This window comes from Nocardia sp. NPDC057353 (genome assembly GCF_042667085.1).
Lineage (GTDB): Bacteria > Actinomycetota > Actinomycetes > Mycobacteriales > Mycobacteriaceae > Nocardia.
This window is the reverse complement of the sequence record NZ_JBHVAK010000044.1, coordinates 21524-45820: the sequence shown is the minus strand read 5'-3', so window position 1 is coordinate 45820 and position 24297 is coordinate 21524. Positions and strand designations below refer to the sequence as shown.

The following is a 24297-nucleotide window of genomic DNA, read 5'->3' as shown; positions in this document are numbered from 1 at the left end:
AACCCCATGACCACAGCAAGCCGCAAGCCCCCCGTCGCCTCGGTCACCCCCATCCACGACGACGACGAGATCGAACTGATCTCCCCGGACTCGCTGACCGCGGAGATGGTCGGCCACTGGACCTACCTCATGATGGAGGCCGCCGCCTTCGCCATGCAGGGCCTGCACCCGGTCATCCGCGACGTCACCGACAAGTACTCGGTCGCCCGCACCGACCCGATGGGCCGCGCCATCCGCTCGGTCGACTCGGTGCTGCGCTGGACCTACGGCGGCCCCGAGGCCATCGCCGAGGGCAGGCGGCTGCGCTCCCTGCACGAACCGCTGAAGATGCGCAATGCCGAGGGCAAGCAGATCAGCGCGCTGAACCCGGCCGCCTACCAGTGGGTCATCGCGACCGCCTACATCACCACCGCCAAGGCGGGCCCGCTGCTGCTCGGCCGCGAGTTCACCACGGACGAGCTGGACGGCCTGCTCGCCGACAACATCAAGATCGCGCGCATCCTGCAGGTGCCGATGAAGGGCTACCCGCAGACCCGCGCCGAGTTCGACACCTACTACGAGCACATGGTCACCGAGGTGCTGAACGCCACCGACCTGCAGCGCCGCGAGTACGCCGAGCTCCGCACCGGCGACCTGGAGCAGCTGCGCAAGCTGCCCTTCCCGCTGAACCGGGTGGCCAGGGCCGCGCTCATGCCGATGCTGCGCTTCAACTACCTCTCCCTGGCCGGGCTGCTCGACCCCCGGCTGCGCGACATGATGGGGCTGACCTGGAGCGACGAGGAGCAGCGCACGCTGGAGCGGATCTACGCGGTGATCCGCTTCGCCTACCGGGTGCTGCCGGAGCGGCTCACCTACTTCCCGATCGCCTACCACGCGCGCCAGCACCACCGGGCCATCCAGAAGATGAAGGTGCGCGAGCTGAAGTCCGCCGCCTACAAGGTGCGGCCGAAGCAGGTCTAGCTGTCCGGGAGATTCCCGCACCCGGTGCGGGAATCTCCCGGCGCTACCCGCCCTCGCCGGGGTGCGGGAAGAGCAGCGGCGCGAGGTGCCGTCTCGCGAACTCCCGCGCCGCGTCGGCGTCGGTGAGCGGCAGCGCGCCGTGCGGGTTGGAGATGATCGACATGACGAGCCGGACGAAGAGCTCGGCCACCACGTGCGCGTCGAACCGGCCCAGCTCGCCGCGCGCCTGCCAGTACTCGATGTACTGCGCGAAGAGCAGCCGCCCCTGCTCGATGAACTCGTCGCCGGTGAGGAAGTCGGCGAGCTCGGTCGCCGCCGAGGAGACCCGCAGGCTGCGGGTGAGCAGCCGCGGCGCCGTCGCCTCGGTGACGTAGGCGGCGAAGATCTCGGCCAGCCCGCTCACCGGGCCCGCGGAGTCGCGCAGCGCCTGCACCACGACCACCCCGACCCGCTGCGACTCCGCCATGAGCGCGTACCGCACCAGCGCCGACTTGGTCCCGAAGCGCCGGTAGACGGTGGCGACCCCGACGCCCGCCCCCTCGGCGATCCGCACCATCGTGGTCTCCTCGAAGCCGACCTCGGCGAAGCAGTCGCGCGCCGCGTCCACGATGCGCCGCGACTTCGGCTCCAGCGCGGTGAGCGCGGCCCAGGAGCGGGCCACCGCGGCGAGCGCCGCCATGGCCGCCTCGTCCTCGTCGGCGGTCGGGGCGTCCGGGCTGGCCTTCATCGCCGGAAGCCTACCGGCCCGGCGCGCTCCCGCGGCGCGCCGACGGTGAGAAGGTATGCCCGCCAGCTTCTCAAAGTGATAGTCTGGAGGCGTTGAACTATCACACGGTGCCGCTCGGTGCGGCCCAGGATCGCCGACGGGGGCTTCCCATGACGACGAACGCAACGGTGCCCGTTGTCCCGCACGGCAGCAGCGCCCCACCGGCGGCCGGATCGCGGGTCCGCCCCGAGATGCTGACGGAGTTCCGTAAGCACACCGGCAGCGCGCTCGGCGGTGTCTTCGGCGGCGCCGCCTTCGACCAGGTCGCCCTGGTTCCGGTCGCGGCCGCGGTGGACCGCACCGGCCGCTTCGCCGAGAACTTCGCCGATCGCGGGATGCGCAGCGGCCTCTCGGCGCTGCTCTCCTTCTGGGGCGACCCGGTGGACCGGCAGGCCGAGGCCGACTGGCTCAAGGAGCGGCACCGAGAGGTGCGCGGCCTCGGGCAGGGCGAGTACGCCGACGTCCGGTACAGCGCGCTCAACCCGCAGACCTGGATCTGGGTCGCGATCAGCGGAGTGTTCCTCTCGCTCAACACCTTCACCCCGAGCACCGGGCACGTGCTGCGGGCGGAGGAGAAGGAGGCCGCCTACCAGCTCATCCGGGAGAGCTTCCGCGGGCTCGAGCTGGCTTCGCGCGGCGGCAAGCTCCCGCCCGACCTGGCCTCGGCCGAGCAGTACTACGAGCACATGGTGGAGCACGAGCTGAAGGCGAGCCCGTTCCTGGTCGAGCAGTTCGCCGGGCTGACCAGGCTGCCGCTGCCGACGCTCGGCATCTCGCCCGCCGCCAGGGCCGCCTTCACCCCGCTCTGGCTGCTGGTGCGCCCGCTGGTCGGGCACGTCATCCAGGTCTGCTCGGCGCAGGTCATGCACCCCGCGGTGCGGCGCATGGCCGGGTTCGAGCTGCTGCCACGGCACGACCGCGAGTTCGCGCTCTACCGCTGGGTGCTGCGCACCGCGTGGCGGCTCCTGCCGGACCGCTCGAAGCTGGTGCCGCTGGCGCACAACCGATTGCAGTACGAGAAGCTCGTCGCCGTGCACAAGCGGTACGCCCTCGATTCCTTCGCGCCGCCGGAGCGCTCCGGCGGGTGCCCGATGTAGCGATAGCGGAGCCGATCGTGTCTATCAAGTCTGCCGACGAGCCCGCGGGAGCGCAGCCCGGTATTGCCGTGCCGCCGACCGGGGTCGAGCCCGTGACCACGCCGGACCCGGTCCTCGCCGGGCCGTCCGCCAGTCTCGCGCCGCCCGCGAGCGCGGCGCCGGACGCGAGTTCGGCGCCGGACGCGAGCCGGCGGGTGCAACCGCGCCCCTGGGGCCCGGACTCCATGAGCTGGAAGCGCGGCATCGCCTGGCGCACGGCGCTGGCGAGCCGCGCCACCCTGCTCATGCAGGTCGCGCACCCCGTCGTCGGCGCGGGCGTCGCCGACCACTCCGAGTTCCTGAAGGACCGCTGGGGCCGCATCACCTCCACCGCCGCCGCGGCCCGCCGCTTCAGCGGCCTCGACGGCGAACAGGCCGCGCTCGACGAGGGCGCCCGCCTGCGCCGCCTGCACCGCGACATCGGCGGCACCGACGCCAAGGGCCGCGCCTACCACGCCCTCGACCCCGAGGCCTACCTCTGGGTCGCCGCCACCGGCTACTGGGCGGGCAGCGCCATCCGCCGCCTGCACGGCGCCGAATTCGACGCCGCCACCGAGGACCAGCTCTACCGCGAGTGGACCGACCAGGCCCGCGTCCTGCGCATCCCCGAGCGCGTCATCCCCGCGGGGCGTCCCGAGTTCTGGACCTGGTTCGACCACATCGTGAACGACGTCCTGGAGCGCAACTGGACCACCGACCTCCTCATCGAGCTCGACCGCCAGCCCATGCCCCCGCACCCGAATTTCCGCCTACCGAAACCGATCTGGAACATCCCCGCCCTCCCGATGGCCGCCCTCCTCCGCCTCACCACCGTCGGCTACCTCCCCCCGGTCCTCCGCGAGCGCCTCGGCCTCACCTGGGACTACCCCCGCGCCGCCCGCTTCGCCGCCGTCGTCGCCGTCACCGACGGGCTGGATCGCGTTCTCCCCGAACGCATCCGCTACCCCCTCTCGGCCCGCACGGGGTGATGCGGAGGGTCAGCTGCTCGCCGCCCCGGCGAACGGAGTGCCGCCCGCGACGCGAACCGGCCGATTCGGGTGCCGCCACAACCCCTTCCGCTCGAGCACGGGCAACACCCCCTCGCCGAACCAGTACGCCTCCTCGAGGTGCGGATACCCGGAGAGGATGAAGTGGTCGATGCCGAGCGCGGCGTACTCCGCGAGCCGTTCGGCCACCTCCTCGTGCGACCCGACGAGCGCGGTTCCCGCACCACCGCGGACCAGGCCGACGCCTGCCCAGAGGTTGGGCGCGATCTCCAGCCGGTCGCTGCTGCCGCCGTGCAGTTCGAGCATGCGCCGCTGGCCTTCGGATTCGCTGCGGCGCAGGTTGGCCTGGATGCGTTCGATGTCGGCGGGGTCGATCCCGGCGAGCAGCCGGTCCGCCTCGGCCCAGGCGGCTTCGCTGGTGTCGCGGCTGATGACGTGAATGCGGAGGCCGAAGTCGACGACCCGGTTCTCGGCGGCGGCCAAGCCGCGGATCCAGTCGAGTTTGGCGGCGACGGCGGCCGGCGGCTCGCCCCAGGTCAGGTAGGTGTCGGCGAAGCGGGCGGCGATCGGGCCCGCGGGTTGCGAGGAGCCGCCGAAGAAGACGGGTGGGAGGGGGTCGGGGCGGTTGGCGAGCAGGGCGCCCTCGACGCGGAGGTGTTCGCCGACGAAGGTGAACGGGTCGGTGGCGGTCCACAGCGAGCGCACGATGTGCAGGAACTCGCCGGTGCGGGCGTAGCGCTGCTCCTTGTCCAGGAAGTCGCCGTAGGCGCGCTGCTCGTGCTGCTCGCCGCCGGTGACGACATTGAGCAGCAGCCGCCCCGCGGAGTGCCGCTGGAAGGTGGCAGACATCTGCGCGGCCAGCGTCGGGCTGACCAGGCCGGGGCGGAAGGCGACCAGGAACTTCATCGTGCGCGTGGTCTCCACGAGCATGGCGGTGGTGAGCCAGGCGTCCTCGCACCAGGCGCCGGTGGGGGTGAGCACCGCCTCGAAGCCGTTGTCCTCGGCGGCGGCGCCGATCTGGTTCAGGTAGCGCAGGCTCGCGGGGCGGTCACCGGACATGAAGGTGCCGTGGCCGCCCGCGACCAGGCCGCGGGAGTCGCCGTAGGTCGGCAGGAACCAGTGGAAGGACAGGCTCATGGACGCAGTGTCGCCGGGGGCGCGACCGGGGCGCACGGGTTGCGCTCAGCGGGGTTTTTTCGAGGTAACTAGACGTAACTAGAGATAACACGTACCCTTCGTCACCATGACTCACGTCGATGTCCTGATCGTCGGCGCCGGGCTCTCCGGCATCGGGGTGGCGAGCCACCTGGTGCGCGAGGGCGCGGGCCGCAGCTTCCTGATCCTGGAGCGGCGCGCCGCCATCGGCGGCACCTGGGACCTCTTCCGCTACCCCGGCATCCGCTCGGACTCGGACATGTACACCTTCGGCTACGGCTTCCGGCCCTGGAACGGCACCAAGGTGCTGGCCGACGGGCCGAACATCCGCCGCTACATCTCCGACACCGCGCGCGAGCACGGCATCACCGAGCACATCCGGTTCGGCCGAAAGATGACGGCGGCGCGCTGGTCGAGCGCGGAGGCGCGGTGGACGGTGGAGGCCGTCGACGAGGCGACCGGCGCGGTCGAGACCGTCACCGCGAACTTCCTCGCCGGCGCCACCGGCTATTACGACTACGACCGCGGCTACCGCCCGCAGCTCCCCGGCGAGGAGCGGTTCACCGGCCGCTTCGTGCACCCGCAGCACTGGCCGGAGGACCTGGACGTGCGGGGCAAGCGGGTCGTGGTGCTCGGCAGCGGCGCCACCGCCATCACGCTGGTCCCCGCGCTGGCCGCGCGCGGCGCCGAGGTGACCATGCTGCAGCGCTCGCCCACCTACATCACCGCGCTGCCCGCCGACGACCCGGTCGCGGTGGCGCTGAAGAAGGCGCGCGTCCCGGACCGGGTCGCCTTCAAGGCCGGACGGACCCGCAATATCGCGCTGCAGCGCGCCAGCTACCGGCTCTCCCGGCGCAGCCCGGCGCTGGCGAAGAAGCTGCTGCTCGCCGCGGTGCGCGCACAGGTCGGCGACCTGGACATGCGGCACTTCACGCCCAGCTACGACCCGTGGGACCAGCGGCTCTGCGTGGTCCCGAACGGCGACCTGTTCCGCGTGCTGCGCAGCGGCGCGGCGCGGATCGCCACCGACCGGATCGACACCTTCACCCCGGGCGGCATCCGGCTCGCCTCCGGCGCGGAGCTCGAGGCCGACATCGTGGTCACCGCGACCGGGCTCACGGTCCAGATGCTCGGCGGCGCCGAACTCGAGGTGGACGGCGAGCCGGTGGTCGTGCGCGACCGGGTGGTCTACAAGGGCGCCATGCTGGACGGGGTGCCGAACTTCGTCATGGTGCTCGGCTACACCAATGCCTCCTGGACGCTCAAGGCCGACCTGGCCGCCGAGTACTTCTGCCGGCTCCTCGCGCACCTGGACGAGCACGGCTACCAGACCGTGGTGCCGGTGGCGCGCGACGGCGACCGCTCGCCGCACTCGATCATGGGCGCCGCGCTGACCTCGGGGTACATCGCCCGCGGCGACGCGGTGATGCCCCGGCAGGGGACGCGGGGGCCGTGGAAGGTGATCAACGACTACTTCCGCGACCGGGCATTCCTGCGCACCGGGCCGGTGGACGACGGGGTGCTGGAGTTCAGCCGGGTGCCCGCGGTGCGCCGCGCCACGGCGCCGGTGAGCTGAGCCCGGCCCCGCGCCGGCGAGGGGTCGGTGCGGGCGCCGGAGCGGCGCGGGACACACTGTCCCCATGCGCGTGGTGGTGGCGAACAGGGGCGAGGTGGCGGTCCGGATCCTGCGGACCGCCAGGGACCGGGGGTACGAGACCGCGGTGCTGCACACAGCGGCCGAGCGCGGCGGGCTGCCGGTGCGGCTGGCGGACCGGGCGGTCGAGCTGCCGGGGAGCGGGGCCGCGGGGTACCTGGACATCGCGGCGGTGGTCGCCGCCGCCGGTTCGGGGGCGCTGGTGCACCCCGGGTACGGATTCCTGAGTGAGAACGCCGAGTTCGCGGCCGCCTGCGCGGCGGCGGGGCTGACCTTTGTCGGTCCGTCGCCCGCTTCGCTGCGCACCTTCGGCGCCAAACCCGCCGCGCGCGCGGCGGCCGCCGCGGCGGGGGTTCCGGTGCTGCCCGCCACCGAGGCCGGGGCCGATCCCGACGCGGTGGCGCGGTTCCTGGCCGGGCATCCCGGCGGCGTCATGATCAAGGCAGTCGCGGGCGGCGGCGGGCGCGGGATGCGGGTGGTGCGCACCGCGGACGAGATCCCCGCGGCGTACGCGCGGTGCGCGGCCGAGGCGGCGGCCGGGTTCGGCGACGACACGCTGTACGCGGAGGCGCTGCTGCCCGCGGTGCGGCACATCGAGGTGCAGGTGGTGGCGGATGGGGCGCGGGCCGTCGCGCTGGGCGAGCGGGACTGCTCGGTGCAGCGGCACCGGCAGAAGCTGGTCGAGATGGCGCCCGCGGTGCTGCCCGACGGGCTGCGCGCCCGGCTGCACGCCGACGCGGTGCGGGTGGCGGCGGGGAGTCTCGGGGTGCTCACCGTCGAGTTCCTGGTGGCGGGGGCGGAGCACTACTTCCTCGAGGTGAATCCGCGGTTGCAGGTGGAGCACACGGTGACCGAGGAGGTGTTCGGGGTCGACCTGGTCGGGGTGCAGTTCGACCTGGCGCTCGGGGCGACGCTGACCGAGTTGGCGCTGCCGGAGCGGGGGCGCGGGTTCGCGGTGCAGGCGCGGGTCAATGCCGAGCGGATCACCGCCGAGGGGGCGGTGCTGCCCGGGACCGGCGTGCTCGGCCAGTTCGCGCCGCCGACCGGCGCCGGGGTTCGGGTGGACACCGCCGCCGGGCCGGGGCAGCGGGTGGACGCCGCCTTCGATCCGCTGCTCGCGAAGGTGATCGCGCGCGGCGGTACCCGGGAGGCGGCGCTGCTGCGCTGCGCCGACGCGCTCGGCGAGACGGTGATCGCCGGGCCGGACACGAACCTCGCGCTGCTGCGCGCCGTCCTCGCCCGGCTCGGCGGGGAGGAGCCGGTGGACACCGGGTGGTTCGAGCGGAACCTCGGTGAACTGCTCGCCGAGGCAGGAGAACTCGCGGAGCGCGCGGAATTCGACGCCGCCGAGACGGGGAGTGCCGCAATCGGCGGTGCCGCGCTCGAGGGCGTCGCGACCGGCGGTGCCGCGCTTGAGGGCGCCGCGACCGGCGGTGCCGCGCCGGGTGGTGTCGCGCCCGGCGGTGCCGCGCTCGAGGGCGCCGCGACCAGCCACGGCGCGAGCAGTGGTGCCGCGCCCGGCGATGCCGCGACCGAGCACGGCGCGTTCGGCGGAGCTGCGAGTGGCTCGGGTGGCGCACCCGCCCCGGGGCAGGCGCCCGGCGCCGAGACCCCGACCCTCCGCTCCCCGATGGGCGGCACCGTCGTCTCCCTCCCGACCCCGGGCACCCTCGTCCCGCCCGGCGCCGAACTCGCGGTGCTCGAGGCCATGAAGATGCAGCACGTCCTGACCGCCGAGACCGCGCTCCGCGTCACCGAGGTGCTGACCACACCGGGCACGGTTGTCGACCAGGGCACCCCGCTCCTCACCTGGACCCCCGAGTCCGATCTCGACCGGCACGCCGAGACCACCGACATCGACCTGGACCACATCCGCCCCGACCTCGCCGAGGTGCACGCCAGGCAGCACCGCACCACCGACGCCGCCCGTCCGGAGGCCGTCGCCAAACGCAGGCGGCTGAACCGCCGCACCGCCAGGGAGAACATCGCCGACCTCGTCGACGAGGACAGCTTCGTCGAGTACGGCGCGCTCGCCGTCGCCGCCCAGCGCCTGCGCCGCAGCGCCGAGGAGCTGATCGCCACCACCCCGGCCGACGGCCTGATCGCCGGACTCGCCACCGTCAACGCCGACCGCTACGGCCGGGAGCGCACCGCCGCCGTCGTGCTCTCCTACGACTACACCGTGTTCGCGGGCACCCAGGGCATGCGCAACCACGCCAAGACCGACCGCATGCTGCACCTGGCCGCCGAGCGGAACCTGCCGGTGGTCTTCTTCACCGAGGGCGGGGGAGGCAGGCCGGGCGACACCGACCACGGCGGCATCTCCGGCCTCGACGTCACCACCTTCCACGCCATGGGCGCGCTCGCAGGCAAGGTGCCGCTGATCGGCATCGTCTCCGGCCGCTGCTTCGCGGGCAATGCCGCGCTGCTCGGCATGTGCGACGTGGTGATCGCGACCCCGGACGCCAATATCGGCATGGGCGGCCCGGCCATGATCGAGGGCGGCGGGCTCGGCGTGGTGACGCCGGAGGAGATCGGCCCGGTCGCGGTGCAGCGCCGCAACGGGGTGGTGCACCTGGTCGCCGCGGACGAGGCCGACGCGGTCCGGCTGGCCCGCCGCTACCTGGCCTACTTCCAGGGCGCCGACCCCGAGTGGGAGGCGCCGGACCCGCGGCTGGCCAGGCACGTGGTGCCGGAGAACCGGCTGCGCGCCTTCGACATCCGCGCGGCGCTGACGGCGGTGGCCGATGTCGGCTCGGTGCTGGAGCTGCGCCGGGACTGGGCGCCCGGCGTGCTCACCGCGCTGGCCCGATTCGAGGGCGTCCCGTTCGGCGTGATCGCCAACGACTGCACGCACCTCGGCGGCGCCATCGACGCGCCCGAGGCGGACAAGCTCTCGATGTTCCTGCGGCTCTGCCAGGCGCACCGGCTGCCGATCGTCTCGCTCTGCGACACGCCCGGCTTCATGGTCGGGCCGGAGGCGGAGAAGCAGGCGACGGTCACCCGGTTCAGCAGGCTGTTCGTCGACGCCGCCGCGCTCACCGTCCCGTTCGGCACCGTCATCGTGCGCAAGGGGTACGGGCTGGGGGCGCAGGCCATGGCGGCGGGGTCGTTCCGCGCGCCGCGGTTCGTGATCGCCTGGCCGACCGGCGAGATCGGCGGGATGGGGCTGGAGGGCGCCGTGCGGCTCGGCTTCGCCAAGGAGCTGGCCGCGCTCACCGACCCGGAGCAGCGGCGGCAGGCCTACGAGAACCTGGTCGCCGCGGCCTACGAGCACGGGAAGGCGCTCACCGCCGCCACGGTCCTGGAGCTGGACGACGTCATCGACCCGGCCGACACCCGCCGCTGGATCCGCACGCTGCGCTGACCGGCGGGCGGTCCGGCTCCGCGTCCCGCCGGAGCGCGCCGCCCGTGCTCGTCCGCCCGGCTGATCCGCGGTCGGCGAGCGATCATGGCCCGGACACGGTAGGGGGCCGTCCGCACGCGCCGCGCGGCCGGGCCCGCCGCCGCCTCCCGCCGGGCGACCGCGCCCGCCCGTGTCGGACACCGTGGACGATACCCGCTGGCCCGGGCCGCGCGGCCGGCCGAATCGGGCGAATGGGACCGCGAAGGGCCGGAAATCCGGGACCCCGTACCTATCGGCATCCGCTGCGGTTATGGCCTGTCACAGAGATGGCTCCGACGTCTATCGGGGCCCTTCGAGCCGTTGATACATTGCGCCAACCCATCGACCACACGGCATCATCGAGGACGCAGCTTATGCTCGAACCGGTTAATTTCCGCGGCACCACCAGCGTGCAGGTGCTCATCCGGTTGGCCGAGGAACGCGGTATGCCCGCGACCGAGACCCTGGAAGGCACCGGCCTGCGCCCGCTCGCGGCGCTGGAGGCCGCGACGCCGGTCTCGGTCGCGCACGAACTGCGGATCGTCGCCAACGTCGTCTCCCGCTTCGGCCGCGAGCCGGGGCTCGGCATCGAGGCCGCGCGGCGCCGCCGGGTGCCGCTCTTCGGGCCGTGGGGGCTCGCGCTGCTCGGCAGCCGGTCGCTGCGCGAGATCGTCGCGGTCACCCGGTACCTGGACCGCACGGTCAGCTCCACCGCGCTCAGCCTGGAGACCGACGAGCGCGAGGCGCGGATCGTCTTCGACCCGTCGATCACCTCGCCCGCGGTCCGCGCCTTCCTGGCCGAGCGCTACCTGGCCGGGGTGCCCGCGGTGAGCCGGGCGCTCTTCGACCACGTCATTCCGGTGCGCCGGGTGACCTTCCGACACCCCGGCCCGCGCGACACCGTGCGCTACCGCCGCACCTTCGGCGTCGAGCCGGTCTTCGGGGCGGGCGCCGACTCGCTGGTCTTCGACCGCGCGCACCTGGACATGCCGCTGCCGCGCCCGCACGACTGGGCCCGCGGGCTCTGCGAGCAGCTCTGCCGCGAGCTGCTGAACCGGCGCCGGGTGCGCACCGGCGTCGCGGGCACCGTGCGCGACCTGCTCATCCGCGACCCCGCGCGGCTGCCCGACCAGACCGCCGTCGCCGGTGCGCTCTTCATGAGCCCGCGCACCCTCTCGCGCAGGCTCAACGAGGAGGGCACCTCGTTCCGCGCGCTGCTCGACGAGGTCCGCGAGGTGGTGGCGGATGAACTGCTCGCGCACACCCCGATGACCACCGAGCACCTCGCCACCCGGCTCGGCTACTCCGAGGCCGCCTCCTTCATCCGGGCCTTCCGCCGGTGGAAGGGGTGCCCTCCCCAGGAGTTCCGGGCCCGCCTCGAGCGCCCGTCCCCACGCCTCGCCGCCGCGGGCTGACCCGCGCGCGCGGAACCGGGTTGTCTCTCGCCCTGCGCGGCGCGCGGCATCTACTGCCGTACTATCGCGAGCGACCGGCCGGGGAGACGAAGGAGGACGGTGTGGACCCTCGTCCACTGCCAGTGGAGGCAGCCGCGGATGGCGCGGGCACACCACCCGCCCCGCCCGCCCGCCGCAGGGTCGCGCTGCCCCCGGAGAACGCACCCGTGGGCGAGGTGCACGAGTTCGACGCCGACGGTAACCCGGCGCGCAGCGAATCCGACCGGTTCGCCGCCGATCTCGGCGCCGTCGCGGTGATCACCGACCGCGGCATCACGCACGCCAGGAACGACGACGCCGTCTCCGCCGCGGTGGTGGAGGACCCCGCCACCGGCCGCCCGCTGGCCACCGTGATCGTGGTGAGCGACGGCGTCTCCAGCTCCGACGATCCGCAGGCCGCCTCCGGCGCCGCCGTGCGGGCCGGGCTGGAGGCCACCGTCGCGGTGCTGGAGGCGGGCGGGACCGCCGCCGACGCGGTGCCCGCCGGGCTGGAGGCCGCCGCGGCCGCGGTGCGCGCGGTCGGCGCGGACGTGGAGAACGCGCCGTCCTGCACCTTCGTCTCCGCGGTGGTGCACGCCGACGGGCCGGACGGGGTGCTGATCACCGTCGCGAACGTGGGCGACAGCCGGGCGTACTGGCTGCGGGCGGGGGCCGCGCCGGACAGCGCGTCGGTCGCCACCCAGCCGGAGTTCTCGGTCGTCACCGATGTCGCGGTGCCGTCGCAGCGGCTCACCGTCGACGATTCCTGGGCCCAGGCCCTGGTCGACGCGGGCGCCATGGACGAGCAGGCCGCCATGCGCGACCCGCGCGCGCACACCCTGCTGCGCTGGCTCGGCGCCGACACCTCGGCGAAGCCGTGGTCCGACGACTGCGTGCGCACGCTGCGCACCCGCGGCCCCGGTGTACTGCTGCTCTGCAGCGACGGGCTCTGGAACTACCTCTCCGACCCGGAGGCGCTGGCCGCGCCCGCCACCGGAGCCGCGCCCGCCGACGCGGCCCGCGACCTGGTGGAGTTCGCGCTGCGCTGCGGCGGCAACGACAACATCACCGTCGCCCTCGCACCCGTCGCGGGCTGACGCACCGCCACGCTCCCCACGGCGGGAACGACGACGTCACCGCCGCCCTGGCGCCGGTCGCGGGCTGACGCACCGCCGCGCTGCCCCAGGCGGGATCCGCCGCGTCCGGGGTAGGCGGGCTGCGCGGCGGCGGGAGTGCGCCCCCTCGCTTCCGCTCGACCAGCGGTCAGATGTGCTCTGCCGGTTCGCGGTCGGGGCTGGGGAGCGGGGCCAGGTCGCTGGTGGCGGGGCCCTCGATGAGGGTTCCGTCGGCGGCGAAGCGGGAGCCGTGCAGCGGGCAGTCCCAGGACTTCTCCGCATCGTTCCAGCGCACGATCCCGTACAGGTGCGGGCAGACCGCCGAGACCTCGTGGGTCGCACCGCCGCTGGTGCAGACCGCGGCGGGCCGCACGCCCCGGTGCTCCACCCGCCCCTCGCCCTCGGCGGGCGGCTGCGCCGAGCCGCCGCGCAGCGTGCGCAGCCACCCGGTGGTCATCTGCGCCCCGACCTCGGCGTTCGCCTTGGCCGCCGCGGGCAGCGCCTTGACCTCGTCGCGCCGCCAACTGTCCAGCGCTCCCGCCCATTCCGGCACACCACCGGCGATCCGGCCCGCGAGCGCCAGCGCGGCGGCGACCCCGTTGGTCAGCCCCCACTTGGCGTAGCCGGTGCCGGTCAGGATGCGGTGCTCGCCGGGGAGCAGCGGCCCGGCGTAGGGCAGTTCGCCGATCGGCATGTAGTCCTGCGCCGACCAGGTGTTCAGCGGCACCGCGCCGGGGAACCAGCGCCGGGTCCAGTCGACCAGGTCGTCCACCGCGGCCTGCTCGGACTCGGTCCGCCCGACGGGGTGGCCGTTCCCGCCCACCAGCAGCAGCTCACCGCGTGCGCTCGGGGTGGAGCGCAGTGATCGGCTCGGCTGCCCGGCGCTGAGGAACATGTCCTCGGTGATCGGGCCCGGCACCTGGAAGGCCGCCAGGTAGGAGCGCTGCGCGGTGAGCCGGGCGAAGAAGCCGCCGCGGTCCAGGATCGGAATGCCGGTGGCGAGCACGACGGTGCCCGCCGCCACCGGGCCGTGCTCGGTCTCGACCACCAGCCCGCCGTCGGCCCGGTGCACCCCGCGCACCCTGGTGTTCTCGAAGATCGGCGCGGCGGCCGCCTCCACGTCCACCGCGAGCGCGGCCAGCAGCTCCATCGGGTCGAGCTGCACCTGCCCGGCCAACCGGACGGCGGCGCGCGCCGGGAACGGGACATCCGGGTCGTCCACCAGCTCGGTGGGCAGCCCCGCCGCCCTGGCCACGGCGTGCTCGGCGGTCACCGTGTCCAGCTCGGCGGCGCTCGGGGCGTAGGTGTGCGCGGTGCGGCGCTCGATCCCGACCTCGGCGCCCGCGCAGTACGCGGTGACCCAGTCCAGCGCCGCGGTATTGGCGGCGACGTACTGCCGCACCGTCTCCGGCGGGTGCTTGCGCGCGATCTGCTGCAGCCGGGTGCCCTGCAGCAGGCTCACCTTGCCGGTGGTGCCGCCGGTGGTGCCCGCGCCGACCCGGCCCGCCTCCACCACCGCGACATTCGCCCCGGCGCGGGCCAGCACCAGCGCGGTGACCAGGCCGGTGAGCCCGGCGCCGACCACCACCGTGTCGAAGCGCAGCCCCGGGGTCAGCCGGAGCCGGGCGGGCGTACGGGTTTCCTGCAACCACAAGGACGTCATAGGCGCGAAGTAGCCGATGCGCGCGAATCCAATCTCGGAGATTCGGCGCGCTACCCACGGGTATGTCGTCGGTGTCCGCCGAAGAAATTCGATATGTCGGAGGTTGAGTTCCATGACCGAACACAGGAGTGGACCCCGCGAGGGAATCGAAGGTGCCGTCGAGGGTGCGAAGGGCGCGGTGAAGGAAGCCGCGGGCTCCGTCCTCGGGCACGACAACCTGCGCGACGAGGGCCGGGCCCAGCAGGACAAGGCCGCGTCGCAGCGGGATGCCGCGGAGAAGGAGGCCGCCGCCGAGAAGCAGCGCGCGGAGGCCGATCTCGACGAGCAGCGGCAGAAGGCGTATCAGCGGGGGCAGTAGTTCTCCTGGACGTTTCGACGGGCGCCGGGTGTATCCCGGCGCCCGTTCGCGTCAGCGGGTGAGGGTGGACAGGTGAGCCTCGACCGCCGCGCGGACGTTGCCGACCGTGATGGCGAGGAGGCCGGGGGTGGGGGTCGAGCCGTGCGGGTCGCCGAGCTCGCCGGACCACAGCGCGGTGTGCTGCGGGCGGTCGGCGGGCGGGCCCCACCAGGCCGGGGGGTTGGGGCCGAAGATCAGGACCGAGCGGGTGCCGTAGGCGGTGGCCAGGTGGCCGACGCCGGTGTCGTTGGTGACGACGAGCGCGGCCTCCGCCACGAGTGCGGCGAGTGCCGCGAGGTCGTCGCGGCCCGCGCGGATTGCCGAGGGCGGCAAAGTGGTGCCGACTTTTTCGGCCAGTGCCCGTTCGTCGGCGCTGCCGGTGACCACGACCTCCGCCCCGTGCGCGGACAGGGCGCGGACCACCGCCGCGAAGCGCTCGGGCGGCCAGCGGCGCGCGCCGGAGCTGCCGCCGGGATGCACGACGACGCAGCCCGGTGCGGGGGAGGGGCCCGGCCGTTCCAGGGCGAGCGCTGTCGGGTCGCACGGGATTCCGGCCTGTTCGAGGAGCAGGCACCAGCGGCGCACCTCGTGCTCGCCCGCATCCCACGCCGGGCCTTCGACCGTGGGTCGAGATGGATTGCTGTGCGTGACAAGCCTTTCCGGCTCGAGTGCGAGCAGGTCATCGATGCTCTGCGGCCCACTGCCGTGCAGATTCACCGCCAGCGCCGGTGCGGGCCGTGGCCAGTGCAGCGCGCCGAGCCCCGAGGTCGGGTGCACCGCGTCCACGCACCCGGTGAGCGCGGCGAGCGGTGTCAGCCAGGCGGGCGCGGCGAGCACCAGCCGGTCCTCGGGGTGGGCGGCGCGCAACCCGCGCAGCGCGGGCACGGCGGTGAGCAGATCCCCGAGCCCGAGCGCGCGCAGCGCGAGCACGACGCCCACGTCAGCCCGCTGCCGATTCCGCCGCCGCGCGGACCGTGGTGCCCACGGTGGTCGCTGCTCCGGCCCGGACGAACTCGGCCGCCGCCGCCACCGCGTGACGCACGGCCGCCGCCGGGTCCGCGCCGGAGGCGAGTGCGACGGTGGTCGCCGCGGCGAAGCGGTCACCGGCGCCGCAGGTGTCGGCGCCCGCCGCCGCTCGGTCCGCGGCGGGCAGCGGGACGGGATGCGTTCCCGCCGCGTCACCGAGCAGCGCTCCCTCGGGGCCGAGCGTCACCGCGACGGCTCGCGCCGCCCACAGCCGCAGGAGCTCGGTGGCCATGGCCGTGGGCTGCGCGGCACCGGTGCGTGCGGCCGCCTCGGCCCGGTTCGGCGTCGCCAGGGTGACCCCGGCGACCGGCGCGGGCCCGCGCGGGTGCGGGTCCCAGACGATCGGAATCCGCCCGGTCAGCGAGGCGAGGAGCGACCGGATCTCCGGGTGCGCGGCCACCCCGCGCCCGTAGTCCGCCACCAGCACGGCACCCGCCCCGCGCAGCGCCGCACGGGCCTCGGCGGTGAGCGGCGAGCCGGGCACCCGACCGTCGCCGTGGTCGAGGCGGGTGATGGGGACCGGGGCGGCGCCGCCCCGCCCGCGCCCGTCGGCCCACGGCCCGGTGGCCCGCACCCGCTCCTTGCACGCGGTCCCGCCGCGCAGCGGGAGCGGCAGCACCTGGACCGCACCGCTGAGCAGCGCGAGCAGCCGCGCCCCGCCCTCGTCGGCGCCGATCCCGCCGAGCAGCAGCACCTCCCCGACGTCCCTGGCGGCGAGCAGGGCGGCCAGCCCGGCGCCGCCGGCGCGGTAGCTGCGCGAGACGACGTCGACCACCGGCACCGGCGCGTCCGGGGCCCGCCGGTCGGCGCGGCCGTCCACATCGATGTCGAGCAGGATGTCGCCGACCACCACCACCGGGCCGCTCACCCGAGCGCCGCTTCCAGGGCCCGGCACAGCGAGTGGACGAGTACGAGGTGCATCTCCTGCACCGTGGAGACGGTCTCCGCCTCGACCGTGAGCGCGTCGTCGCAGAGCGCGGCCAGCGGGTTCGGCGGCGGCCCGGTCAGCGCCCAGGTCACCATCCCGACCTCCTTCGCCGCCTTGGCCGCCGCCACCACGTTCGCGCTCGACCCGCTGGTGGAGAGCACCAGCAGGACGTCACCGGCCCGGCCGTGCGCGCGCACCTGCCTGGCGAACATCTCGTCGATGCCGTAGTCGTTGACGATCGCGGTGACGCTGGAGGTCTCGGCGTGCAGCGCCAGCGCGGAGAGCGGCCTGCGCTCGCCCTCGAACCGGCCGACCAGCTCCGCGGTGAGGTGCTGCGCCTCCGCCGCGCTGCCACCGTTGCCGCAGGCCAGCAGCCTGCCGTCCCGGCGGTAGAGCTCGGCGAGCTGCTCGCCCCAGCGCCGCAGCCGCTCCGCGGCCTGCCCGCCGTTGCGGTGCAGCGCCGCGCCGAGCGCGTCGAAGTGCCGCAGCAGAACGGCGCTCGATGCGGCGCTGTCGGTGTCCGTGCGGAGTTCGCTCACGGCTCGTCCCTTCCGGATCGGTCGGCGGGCCGCCCGCCGTGCAGCGCGACGGCGACGGCTTCGGTGATGTCGGCGGCCACCGCGGCGTGCTCGTGCGCCATGGCGATCTCGGCGGGCCGGGTGGCGGCGGTGGGGACCAGGACCGCGCGGGCCCCGGCGGCCAGCGCGGCGTGCACGTCGGCGCCGATGTCGCCGATCACCACGCAGCGCTCGGGGGTGGTGTCGAGCGCCGCCGCGGCGGCCAGGACCATCCCCGGTCGCGGTTTACGGCACGGACAGCCGTCGTCCGGGCCGTGCGGGCAGATCTGCCAGGTGTCGAAGGGGCCGAGCAGCTCCTCCACCCTGGCGACGACGGCGGCGAGCTGTCCCGCGGTGATCAGCCCGCGCGCCACCCCCGACTGGTTCGAGACGACGCCGACCCGGACACCGGCCGCGCGCAGCGCCAGGAGCTGCTCGGCGGCGCCGGGCATCGGGCGCACCAGCGCGGGGTCGGCGAGGTAGGGCACGTCGACGATGAGCGTGTCGTCGCGGTCGAAGAGCACCGCGTCCGGCGGACGTCGCTGTCCGACCCGGTCAACCGTGGTCATCGCCGCTCCCTCCTGTCGGCCCGGAACGGAACACCGCCCGGGTCCGACCCGCCTGCGGCGTCGTTGCCGCAGGTCCCGGCGGTGCCGCGGGAGGTGTTCCGACCGCGTTGTGCCCGCGCGCCCGGCACCGAAACTTCTTCTTCTCCGGCCCGCGCCGCACGTCGTTTGGCCCTCCGGCGAGCGGGCAGAGCGCAGGGGACGCCGACCCCGAGGAGAGCGATATGGCCGAGACCGTCGGAGACCTGATCCTGCGCCGCCTGGGGGAGTGGGGTGTGCGCCAGGTCTTCGCCTACCCCGGCGACGGCATCAACGGCCTGCTCGCCGCGTGGGAGCGGGCCGCCGACCCGCCCGCCTTCGTGCAGACCAGGCACGAGGAGATGGCGGCCTTCGCCGCCGTCGGCTACGCCAAGTTCGCCGACCGGGTCGGGGTCTGCGCGGCCACCGGCGGGCCGGGCGCGATCCACCTGCTGAACGGGCTCTACGACGCGAAACTCGACCACGTGCCGGTGGTGGCGCTGGTCGGGCACACCGACCGCACCGCGCTCGGCGGCGCGCACCAGCAGGAGGTCGACCTGCCCGCCGCCTTCGCCGACGTCTGCGCCTACGCCCCGCTCTGCACCGTGCCGGAGCAGCTACCCGCGCTGCTCGACCGCGCGGTGCGGACCGCGATCGGGCAGCGCGCGCCGACCGCGGTGATCGTGCCCGGCGACCTCTTCGGCACGGAGTATGCGCCGCCCGAGCACGCGCCGAAGCACGTGCCGTCCAGCCTCGGGCTCGGCACCGCGGTGCTCGTGCCCGACCAGGACGACCTGCGCCGCGCCGCCGACATCCTGAACAGCGGCGAGAAGGTGGCGATCCTGGTGGGCCAGGGCGCGCGGGGGTGCGCGGCCGAGCTGGAGCAGATCGCCGACCTGCTCGGCGCCGGAGTCGCCAAGGCGCTGCTCGGCAAGGACGTGGTCGCCGATACCGAGCCGTGGGTCACCGGGTCGCTCGGGCTGCTCGGCACCACCGCGAGCCACCACCTCATGCGCGGCGCCGACACACTGCTGACCATCGGCTCCAGCTTCCCGTACGCGGAGTACCTGCCGGAGTTCGGCGCGGCCCGCGGCATCCAGATCGACCGGAATCCCGGCATGATCGGGCTGCGCTACCCCTACGAGCTCAATGTCGTCGGCGATGCCGGAGCTACGCTGCGCGCGCTCATTCCGCTGCTGGAGCGCAAGACCAACCGGTCCTGGCGGGAGCACGTCGAGGGCGAGGTGGCGCACTGGTGGCAGCTCGCCGGTGAGCTCGCCGAGCTGGACGCCGACCCGGTGAACCCCATGCGGATCGTGCACGAGCTCTCCGAGCAGCTGCCCGCCGACGCCGTCGTGACGGCGGACTCCGGGACCGCCACCGACTGGTACGCGCGGCACCTGCGCTTCCACGGGGAGGTGCGCGGCTCGGTCTCCGGGACGCTGGCCAGCATGGGGTGCGCGGTGCCGTACGCCGTCGGGGCCAAGTGGGCGTTCCCGGACCGGCCGGTCATCGCGCTGGTCGGGGACGGTGCCATGCAGATGAACGGGCTGGCGGAGCTGATCACCGTCGCGCGGTACTTCGAGCGCTGGACCGATCGGCGGATGGTGATCGCGGTGCTGCACAACAACGATCTGGCGCAGGTCACCTGGGAGCTGCGCGCGATGCACGGGTCACCGCGGTTTCCCGATTCGCAGGCACTGCCCGACGTCGACTACGCCGCGTTCGCCCGCGGGCTCGGGTTGGGCGGGATCTCCGTCGACGCACCCGACGGGTTGGCGCCCGCCTGGAGCGCGGGGTTGCGGGCCGACCGGCCGGTGCTGCTGGACATCCGCTGTGATCCGAATGTGGCGCCGATCCCGCCGCGCGCCGGGGCGGACCAGGTCCGCTCGCTGGCGTCGGCGCTGCTGCGCGGGGACGAGGACGCGCGCGCCGTCGTCACCCACGGGGTGAAACAGAAAGCGCGGCAGTACGTCTCGAAGCTGACACCGGACAGATAACGGCGCGCGCCGGGAAGAAATGCGATGGGCGGACGCAAAGCGTCCGCCCATCGCTCAGATGACACCCTACTTGGGCGCGATGATTCCGCTGAGATCCGCGTCCCGGATCGGGGTGGCGGCATTCGCCTGCGCCCTGCACATCAGGTCGATGGCGCCGATGGCGGCATCGACGCTGGTGGCGTCGGGTGTCGAGCCGCGATCGTCCTCCAGGTACTTGGTGACGGTGACCCGCTTGTCCTCGGTGGACTGCGCGATGTACTCGTTGCAGGGCGTGTCCCCGCCGCGGTTCACCGCCTCCTCGACCTGGTCGCAGCCTGCGCTGCCGAGCGCCGCCGCGGCGGCGACGAGCGCGATCCCCGCGACCCGGGGCAGCCGGTGCCGAAAACTGTTGTGCCGCATGATGTCCTCGCCGATGAGTCAGTTGCCGAAGCCGACCAGGCCGGATGCCAGGTCGGAGATGCCGAGCGCGGCCAGCGCCTGCTGCCTGACCTCGGGGCAGGTCTTGGCGGTGATGGTGTCGACCACCGCGTTGTCCCGCACCACGATGTCGTTGAGCCCGCCGTTGCGGGCCGCCCAGCCCTGCACGGTGGTGTTGAAGGAGACCTTGGCGGCGGTGCCGCCCTGCTCCTGCCACCCCGCGATCTCGCCCGCGAGCGTGTCGCAGAGGTCGCGCTCGGCGCTCGCGGTGATGGTGTCGGTGTCCGGCACCTCCGCGGTCGTGCCGTCGGCGGGCGGCGGGAAGGTGAGCGTGATGGAGCCGCCGCCGGTGGCGGTGGCGGGCGCCGGGTCGATGTCGGGGCCGTCGCCGGAGCAGCCTGCCAGCAGCAGGGCGGCTGCCAGCGCTGTCGCGCACAGGGGGAGCGAACGCACGGGTCGTCCGTCAGTGCCCGGCGGGATCGGTCAGGCTGCGCCCCTCCAGGGCCTTGACCCGGCGATGCTCCAGCACGATCAGCCCCGCGCCCGCCAGCAGGCAGACACCGCAGGCGATGCCGGAGATGATGGCCCAGCCCTCGAAGCCGTAGCCCGCGGCGGCCAGGGTCGAGCCGACCAGCACGATGCCGATGGCGACCAGGATCATGCCCGGCCAGTTGCGGACATCCTCCAGCGATTCCCCGGCGTGCGACCGGGTGGTGCGCGAGTCGTCCGGGAAGCTGTGACCGGAGACCGGGACTTCCCGCCTCTCGCCGGGTGTGTTCGGGGCGCTCATGGTGAGGTCCTTTCTGCCACGTCGAACGGGGGCGTTGCGGTGATACCCGGCGACACGGCGGTCAATCGTCGGGGCGCCCCGCCGAGCTGCTCGACCGCCGCGACGACGGCGCCGGCCGGGATGCCGTCCAGGCAGGGGTGCCCCGGAACCGGGCACTCGCGCGCCCTGGTGTCGCGGCAGCCCGCGTACTGGTCGCCGAGCAGCACCGTCGGCACGCCGTGCGGCGCCCAGCGCCGGGCCGGGACCACCGGCGCGAAGAGCGAGACCACCGGGGTGCCGACCGCGGCCGCGAGGTGCGCGGGCCCGGTGTTCGGCGCCACCACCACCGCGGCACCACGCAGCACCGCGGCCAGCCCGCGCAGGTCGGTGGCGCCGCCGAGGTCGGTGCCGCCGCCCGCGGCCGCCGCCGCGGTGAGCTCGCGCTCGCCCGGCCCGCCGGTCACCAGTACCCGGTACCCGGCGGCGGTCAGCGCGGCGACGATCGCGGCGCCGCGTTCCGCGGACGGCCTGCGGGCCGGGACCGCCGCGCCGGGGTGGTAGACGACGTAGCCGGGGTCGCCGGTGAGCGCGGTGACGTCCGGCAGGTCGGCACGCACCCGCAGCCGGTCGTCGGCGACCGGGAACCCCGCCGCGGCCGCCAGCGAGAGCGCGCGCAGCGGCTCCGGCACGTCGGTGCGCACCCGGTGCCGCAGGTCGAGCAGCGAGCCGGGGTAGTCGTCGCTGATCGCGCCGATCCGCGGCACCCCGGCCAGCCGCAGCAGCAGCGCCAGCGGCAGCGGCGACTGGTGGAACGAGGTGAAGATCAGCGCCTCGTCGATCCGGGCCGCGCGCACCCGCTCGATCAGCTCGTGCACGTCCGGCGCGGAGAGCGGCGGCGGGTCGAAGTCCACCCAGACCGCCCGGAACCGCAGCACGTGGTCCACGCCGGGCAGCAGCTCGGCCGCGGCGGCGCCGTTCGGCCCGGCCAGGAAGGTGACCGCGCGCGCCGCGCTCGCCACCGCGCGGACCGCGGGGCCGGTCAGCAGCACGTCGCCCGCGCTGTCCAGCCGGGCGAGCAGCACGTGGCCGGTCACCGGGCGGCCTGCGCGAGCAGCGTCGCCCAGCGGCGGACGAAGCCGTCGATGCCGAAGTTGGTCCCGGCCCAGTGCCTGGCCGCCTTGCCGGAGAGCTCGGCGAAGACCGGCTCCGCGACGAACTGCCTGATGCCCTCGGCCAGGATCTCCGGGTCGGTGGAGACCACCCCCGCCTCCGGCGGGATGGCGGCGGAGGCCTCGGTGGTGCCGACCGCGACCACCGGCATCCCCAGGTACATGGCCTCCAGCACGGAGAGCCCGAGCGAGGTCCAGCGCGGGGTGTGCAGGAAGACCCGGCGCTCGGCGAGCGCGGCGTGCAGCTGCTCGGTGCGGTGGTCGCCGTGGCCGCGGAGCCGCTCCGGCGGGCAGCCGAGCGCGGTGTGCAGCCCGTCGGTGCCCATGCCGTAGACGTCGATCGGCGCCGCCGCGGAGAGCGGGGCGAGCAGGTCGGTGCCGGTGATCCTGTTCCGCCGCAGCGGTTCGTTGATGCAGGTGGCGGCGTGCGGGACAGCGCCGGTGTAGCGGTGGCCGGGGTCCGGGATGCCGTGCGGCACAACGGCGGTGAGGGCGCGGCCGCTGTCCCACATGAGCCGGTTGAAGTCGGTGACGTGCACGATCGGGATGTCGGAGCGCTCGGCCAGCGGGTGGCGGCTGGTGGCGGCGTGCTCGCGCGGGGTGTTGTGCTCGACGTAGAGCGCGGGCAGTTCGCGGCCCGGAGCCCGGCCGGTCCACTCGGCGGTCAGCCCGATCTCCTCGGGGCGCTGCAGCACGACCACGTCGATCGGGTGGTCGCGCAGGTCGGCGGGGGCCATCTCGACCGCGCGCGCCGGCCACGGCCGCTCGCAGCGGCCGAGTGCCCAGTGCCCGAGCGCGGGGTCGGTGGGCAGCAGCGAGGTGTGCGGTCCCTGGACGAAGGAGGTCGTCCAGGAGCCGTGCACGTGCCAGACGAGCACGTTCAGCGGGGTGGGGGTACCGCGCCGGTCCGGCGTTCCGCCGGGGTGATCCGTTGTGGCAGCGTCCATGCCGCCGATGTGCCCGGCGTCACGTCGTCGAAACCGCCGCCGCCGGATCGCCGCCGCGGCGGACCGGCATGAACTCGCCCTGCCGCCGCGGCGGACCGGCATGAGCTCGCCCTGCCGCCGCGGCGGACCGGCATGAACTCGCCCTGTCGCCGCGGCCCGAGAGCGGTCTCAGCGCGGCGCGGCGGTAGATCCGGCCTCGGCCCGGCTGCCGCGGCGGAATCGCAACCGGCTCAGCCCGCGGCTGCGGCGGAGCCCGCGCCCGCGGCGGCGGGTTCGCGCAGGTCGTAGACGGCGTAGGCGGTGCGGATGACCGGCTGGGCGACATTGCGCACCCGGATCCCGCCGGGCGTGGTGCCGCGCTCGGTGCCCGCGTGCGCGTGGCCGTGCAGCGCCAGCGCCACCCCCGCCTCGTCGATCACCTCGCCGAGCAGGTACGAGCCGAGGAAGGGGTAGATCTCCCGCGGCTCGCCGTGCAGGGTGTCGCTGACCGGGGAGTAGTGCGTGAGCGCCACCGTGGTGTCGGCCTCCAGCCCGGCCAGCGCGCTGCGCAGCGTCTCCGCCAGGTGCACGGTGTGGCCTGCGAAGGCGCGCATCTCGCGCTCGCCGAAGGCGCTGGCGCACTTGCCCGCGAAGCCGCCGCCGAAGCCCTTGGTGCCCGCGACGCCGAGCGTGCGGCCCGCCACCTCGACCGTGGTCGCGGTGCCCTCCAGCACGGTGATGCCGTGCTCGGTGAGCACCGCGGTGATCTCCCGCTCCTGGTCGCTGTGGTGGTCGTGGTTGCCGAGCACGGCGATCACCGGGATGCCGAGGTCGGCGAACTCGGCGGCCACTACCCGCCCCTCCTCGACGGTGCCGTGCCTGGTGAGGTCGCCCGCGAGCAGCAGCACGTCGGCTTTCTCCGGCAGCCCGGCCAGCACCGGGCGCAGCGTCCCGCCCGACTCGACCCCGAGGTGCACGTCTCCCACGGCCGCGATCCGCATGCCGCTCACCCCTTCTCGGCGGGCTCGAGCGTCTCGGCGCCGTCCGGGGCCACCGGCAGCACCACCCTGATGTCGTTGTGCACGGTGGCCGCCGGGAGCTGCTCCCTGACCACCGCCTCGATCTGGTCGCGGCACTCCGCGCTGCTCACCTCGCCGCCGAGCACCACCACCTCGCCGCGGATCGTCACGCCGATGCCGAGCTCCGCGGTGCGCGGATCCTCGGCGAGCGCCTGGCGCAGGTGCGCCACCGTGTACTGCGGGAGCTCCATG

Annotated in this window: 23 protein-coding genes; 9 read left to right on the top strand and 14 right to left on the bottom strand. The window is 74.5% G+C overall.

Annotated elements, in window-relative coordinates:
* Positions 1-6: 6 nt before the first annotated feature.
* The gene (locus ACFUUZ_RS21885; RefSeq protein ID WP_378699001.1) at positions 7-960 is read left to right on the top strand and encodes an oxygenase MpaB family protein; all 954 of its coding nucleotides are present in this window, start codon (positions 7-9) and stop codon (positions 958-960) included.
* Positions 961-1003: 43 nt separating this feature from the next.
* On the opposite strand, the gene ACFUUZ_RS21880 is transcribed toward ACFUUZ_RS21885, so the two are convergent.
* Positions 1004-1687, bottom strand: a complete 684-nt coding sequence (locus ACFUUZ_RS21880) for a TetR/AcrR family transcriptional regulator (protein ID WP_378698999.1) — start codon at positions 1685-1687, stop codon at positions 1004-1006.
* 149 nt (positions 1688-1836) lie between these two features.
* Between ACFUUZ_RS21880 and ACFUUZ_RS21875 the strand changes: the two genes are divergently transcribed.
* A complete protein-coding gene (locus ACFUUZ_RS21875; protein ID WP_378698997.1) occupies positions 1837-2823 on the top strand; it encodes an oxygenase MpaB family protein in 987 nt (328 codons plus the stop codon).
* Positions 2824-2840: 17 nt separating this feature from the next.
* Positions 2841-3830 (top strand): oxygenase MpaB family protein, encoded by a 990-nt coding sequence (locus tag ACFUUZ_RS21870; protein WP_378698996.1) that lies wholly within the window; start codon positions 2841-2843, stop codon positions 3828-3830.
* A gap of 9 nt (positions 3831-3839) precedes the next feature.
* On the opposite strand, the gene ACFUUZ_RS21865 is transcribed toward ACFUUZ_RS21870, so the two are convergent.
* Positions 3840-4985 carry an LLM class flavin-dependent oxidoreductase gene (locus tag ACFUUZ_RS21865; protein ID WP_378698993.1) on the bottom strand — a complete coding sequence of 382 codons (1146 nt, stop codon included), beginning with the start codon at positions 4983-4985 and terminating at the stop codon, positions 3840-3842.
* Between the two features lie 106 nt (positions 4986-5091).
* Here ACFUUZ_RS21865 and ACFUUZ_RS21860 point away from each other — a divergent pair, with 106 nt between their 5' ends.
* The 4 genes from ACFUUZ_RS21860 (at position 5092) to ACFUUZ_RS21845 (ending at position 12572) form a co-directional block, all read left to right on the top strand.
* Entirely contained in the window at positions 5092-6579 is a 1488-nt protein-coding gene (locus ACFUUZ_RS21860) for a flavin-containing monooxygenase (RefSeq protein ID WP_378698991.1), read from the top strand.
* Positions 6580-6643: 64 nt separating this feature from the next.
* Positions 6644-10024: a carboxyl transferase domain-containing protein gene (locus ACFUUZ_RS21855; RefSeq protein WP_378698989.1), complete on the top strand. Its 3381-nt coding sequence runs from the start codon at positions 6644-6646 to the stop codon at positions 10022-10024.
* A 392-nt stretch (positions 10025-10416) separates the two neighbouring features.
* Complete coding sequence (locus ACFUUZ_RS21850; RefSeq protein WP_357029156.1) at positions 10417-11457, top strand: AraC family transcriptional regulator; 1041 nt, start codon at positions 10417-10419, stop codon at positions 11455-11457.
* Between the two features lie 101 nt (positions 11458-11558).
* Positions 11559-12572 carry a PP2C family protein-serine/threonine phosphatase gene (locus ACFUUZ_RS21845; RefSeq protein WP_378698986.1) on the top strand — a complete coding sequence of 338 codons (1014 nt, stop codon included), beginning with the start codon at positions 11559-11561 and terminating at the stop codon, positions 12570-12572.
* A 166-nt stretch (positions 12573-12738) separates the two neighbouring features.
* Here ACFUUZ_RS21845 and ACFUUZ_RS21840 read toward each other — a convergent pair whose 3' ends face one another.
* A complete protein-coding gene (locus ACFUUZ_RS21840) occupies positions 12739-14253 on the bottom strand; it encodes an FAD-dependent oxidoreductase (protein WP_378698984.1) in 1515 nt (504 codons plus the stop codon).
* A gap of 112 nt (positions 14254-14365) precedes the next feature.
* Here ACFUUZ_RS21840 and ACFUUZ_RS21835 point away from each other — a divergent pair, with 112 nt between their 5' ends.
* Entirely contained in the window at positions 14366-14611 is a 246-nt protein-coding gene (locus tag ACFUUZ_RS21835; RefSeq protein WP_378698982.1) for a CsbD family protein, read from the top strand.
* A gap of 51 nt (positions 14612-14662) precedes the next feature.
* Here the strand turns inward: ACFUUZ_RS21835 and ACFUUZ_RS21830 are convergent, their stop codons facing one another.
* Genes ACFUUZ_RS21830 through ACFUUZ_RS21815 form a run of 4 tightly spaced genes read right to left on the bottom strand, consistent with a single transcriptional unit; the run spans position 14663 to position 17730 of the window.
* Positions 14663-15589, bottom strand: a complete 927-nt coding sequence (locus ACFUUZ_RS21830; RefSeq protein ID WP_378698980.1) for a glycosyltransferase family 9 protein — start codon at positions 15587-15589, stop codon at positions 14663-14665.
* 1 nt (position 15590) lies between these two features.
* Entirely contained in the window at positions 15591-16544 is a 954-nt protein-coding gene (locus ACFUUZ_RS21825) for a PfkB family carbohydrate kinase (RefSeq protein WP_378698978.1), read from the bottom strand.
* On the bottom strand, positions 16541-17095 hold the full coding sequence (locus tag ACFUUZ_RS21820; RefSeq protein ID WP_378699033.1) for an SIS domain-containing protein: 555 nt from the start codon (positions 17093-17095) through the stop codon (positions 16541-16543). The genes ACFUUZ_RS21825 and ACFUUZ_RS21820 overlap by 4 nt, the downstream gene beginning before the upstream one ends.
* A gap of 44 nt (positions 17096-17139) precedes the next feature.
* Positions 17140-17730 carry a D-glycero-alpha-D-manno-heptose-1,7-bisphosphate 7-phosphatase gene (locus ACFUUZ_RS21815; RefSeq protein ID WP_378698976.1) on the bottom strand — a complete coding sequence of 197 codons (591 nt, stop codon included), beginning with the start codon at positions 17728-17730 and terminating at the stop codon, positions 17140-17142.
* A 221-nt stretch (positions 17731-17951) separates the two neighbouring features.
* Here ACFUUZ_RS21815 and ACFUUZ_RS21810 point away from each other — a divergent pair, with 221 nt between their 5' ends.
* Entirely contained in the window at positions 17952-19745 is a 1794-nt protein-coding gene (locus tag ACFUUZ_RS21810; protein WP_378698974.1) for a thiamine pyrophosphate-requiring protein, read from the top strand.
* A gap of 66 nt (positions 19746-19811) precedes the next feature.
* Here the strand turns inward: ACFUUZ_RS21810 and ACFUUZ_RS21805 are convergent, their stop codons facing one another.
* The 7 genes from ACFUUZ_RS21805 to ACFUUZ_RS21775 form a co-directional block, all read right to left on the bottom strand.
* A complete protein-coding gene (locus ACFUUZ_RS21805) occupies positions 19812-20144 on the bottom strand; it encodes a hypothetical protein (protein WP_378698972.1) in 333 nt (110 codons plus the stop codon).
* An 18-nt stretch (positions 20145-20162) separates the two neighbouring features.
* Complete coding sequence (locus ACFUUZ_RS21800) at positions 20163-20615, bottom strand: hypothetical protein (protein WP_378698969.1); 453 nt, start codon at positions 20613-20615, stop codon at positions 20163-20165.
* A 10-nt stretch (positions 20616-20625) separates the two neighbouring features.
* The gene (locus ACFUUZ_RS21795) at positions 20626-20952 is read right to left on the bottom strand and encodes a hypothetical protein (protein ID WP_378698968.1); all 327 of its coding nucleotides are present in this window, start codon (positions 20950-20952) and stop codon (positions 20626-20628) included.
* Positions 20949-22025 (bottom strand): glycosyltransferase family 9 protein, encoded by a 1077-nt coding sequence (locus tag ACFUUZ_RS21790; RefSeq protein ID WP_378698966.1) that lies wholly within the window; start codon positions 22023-22025, stop codon positions 20949-20951. Before ACFUUZ_RS21790 ends, ACFUUZ_RS21795 begins: the two co-directional genes overlap by 4 nt.
* Entirely contained in the window at positions 22022-22963 is a 942-nt protein-coding gene (locus ACFUUZ_RS21785) for a glycosyltransferase (protein WP_378699031.1), read from the bottom strand. The genes ACFUUZ_RS21790 and ACFUUZ_RS21785 overlap by 4 nt, the downstream gene beginning before the upstream one ends.
* 314 nt (positions 22964-23277) lie before the next feature.
* On the bottom strand, positions 23278-24027 hold the full coding sequence (locus tag ACFUUZ_RS21780) for a metallophosphoesterase (protein ID WP_378698964.1): 750 nt from the start codon (positions 24025-24027) through the stop codon (positions 23278-23280).
* Positions 24028-24032: 5 nt separating this feature from the next.
* Positions 24033-24296 carry a BON domain-containing protein gene (locus tag ACFUUZ_RS21775; RefSeq protein WP_378698962.1) on the bottom strand — a complete coding sequence of 88 codons (264 nt, stop codon included), beginning with the start codon at positions 24294-24296 and terminating at the stop codon, positions 24033-24035.
* Position 24297: the final 1 nt, after the last annotated feature.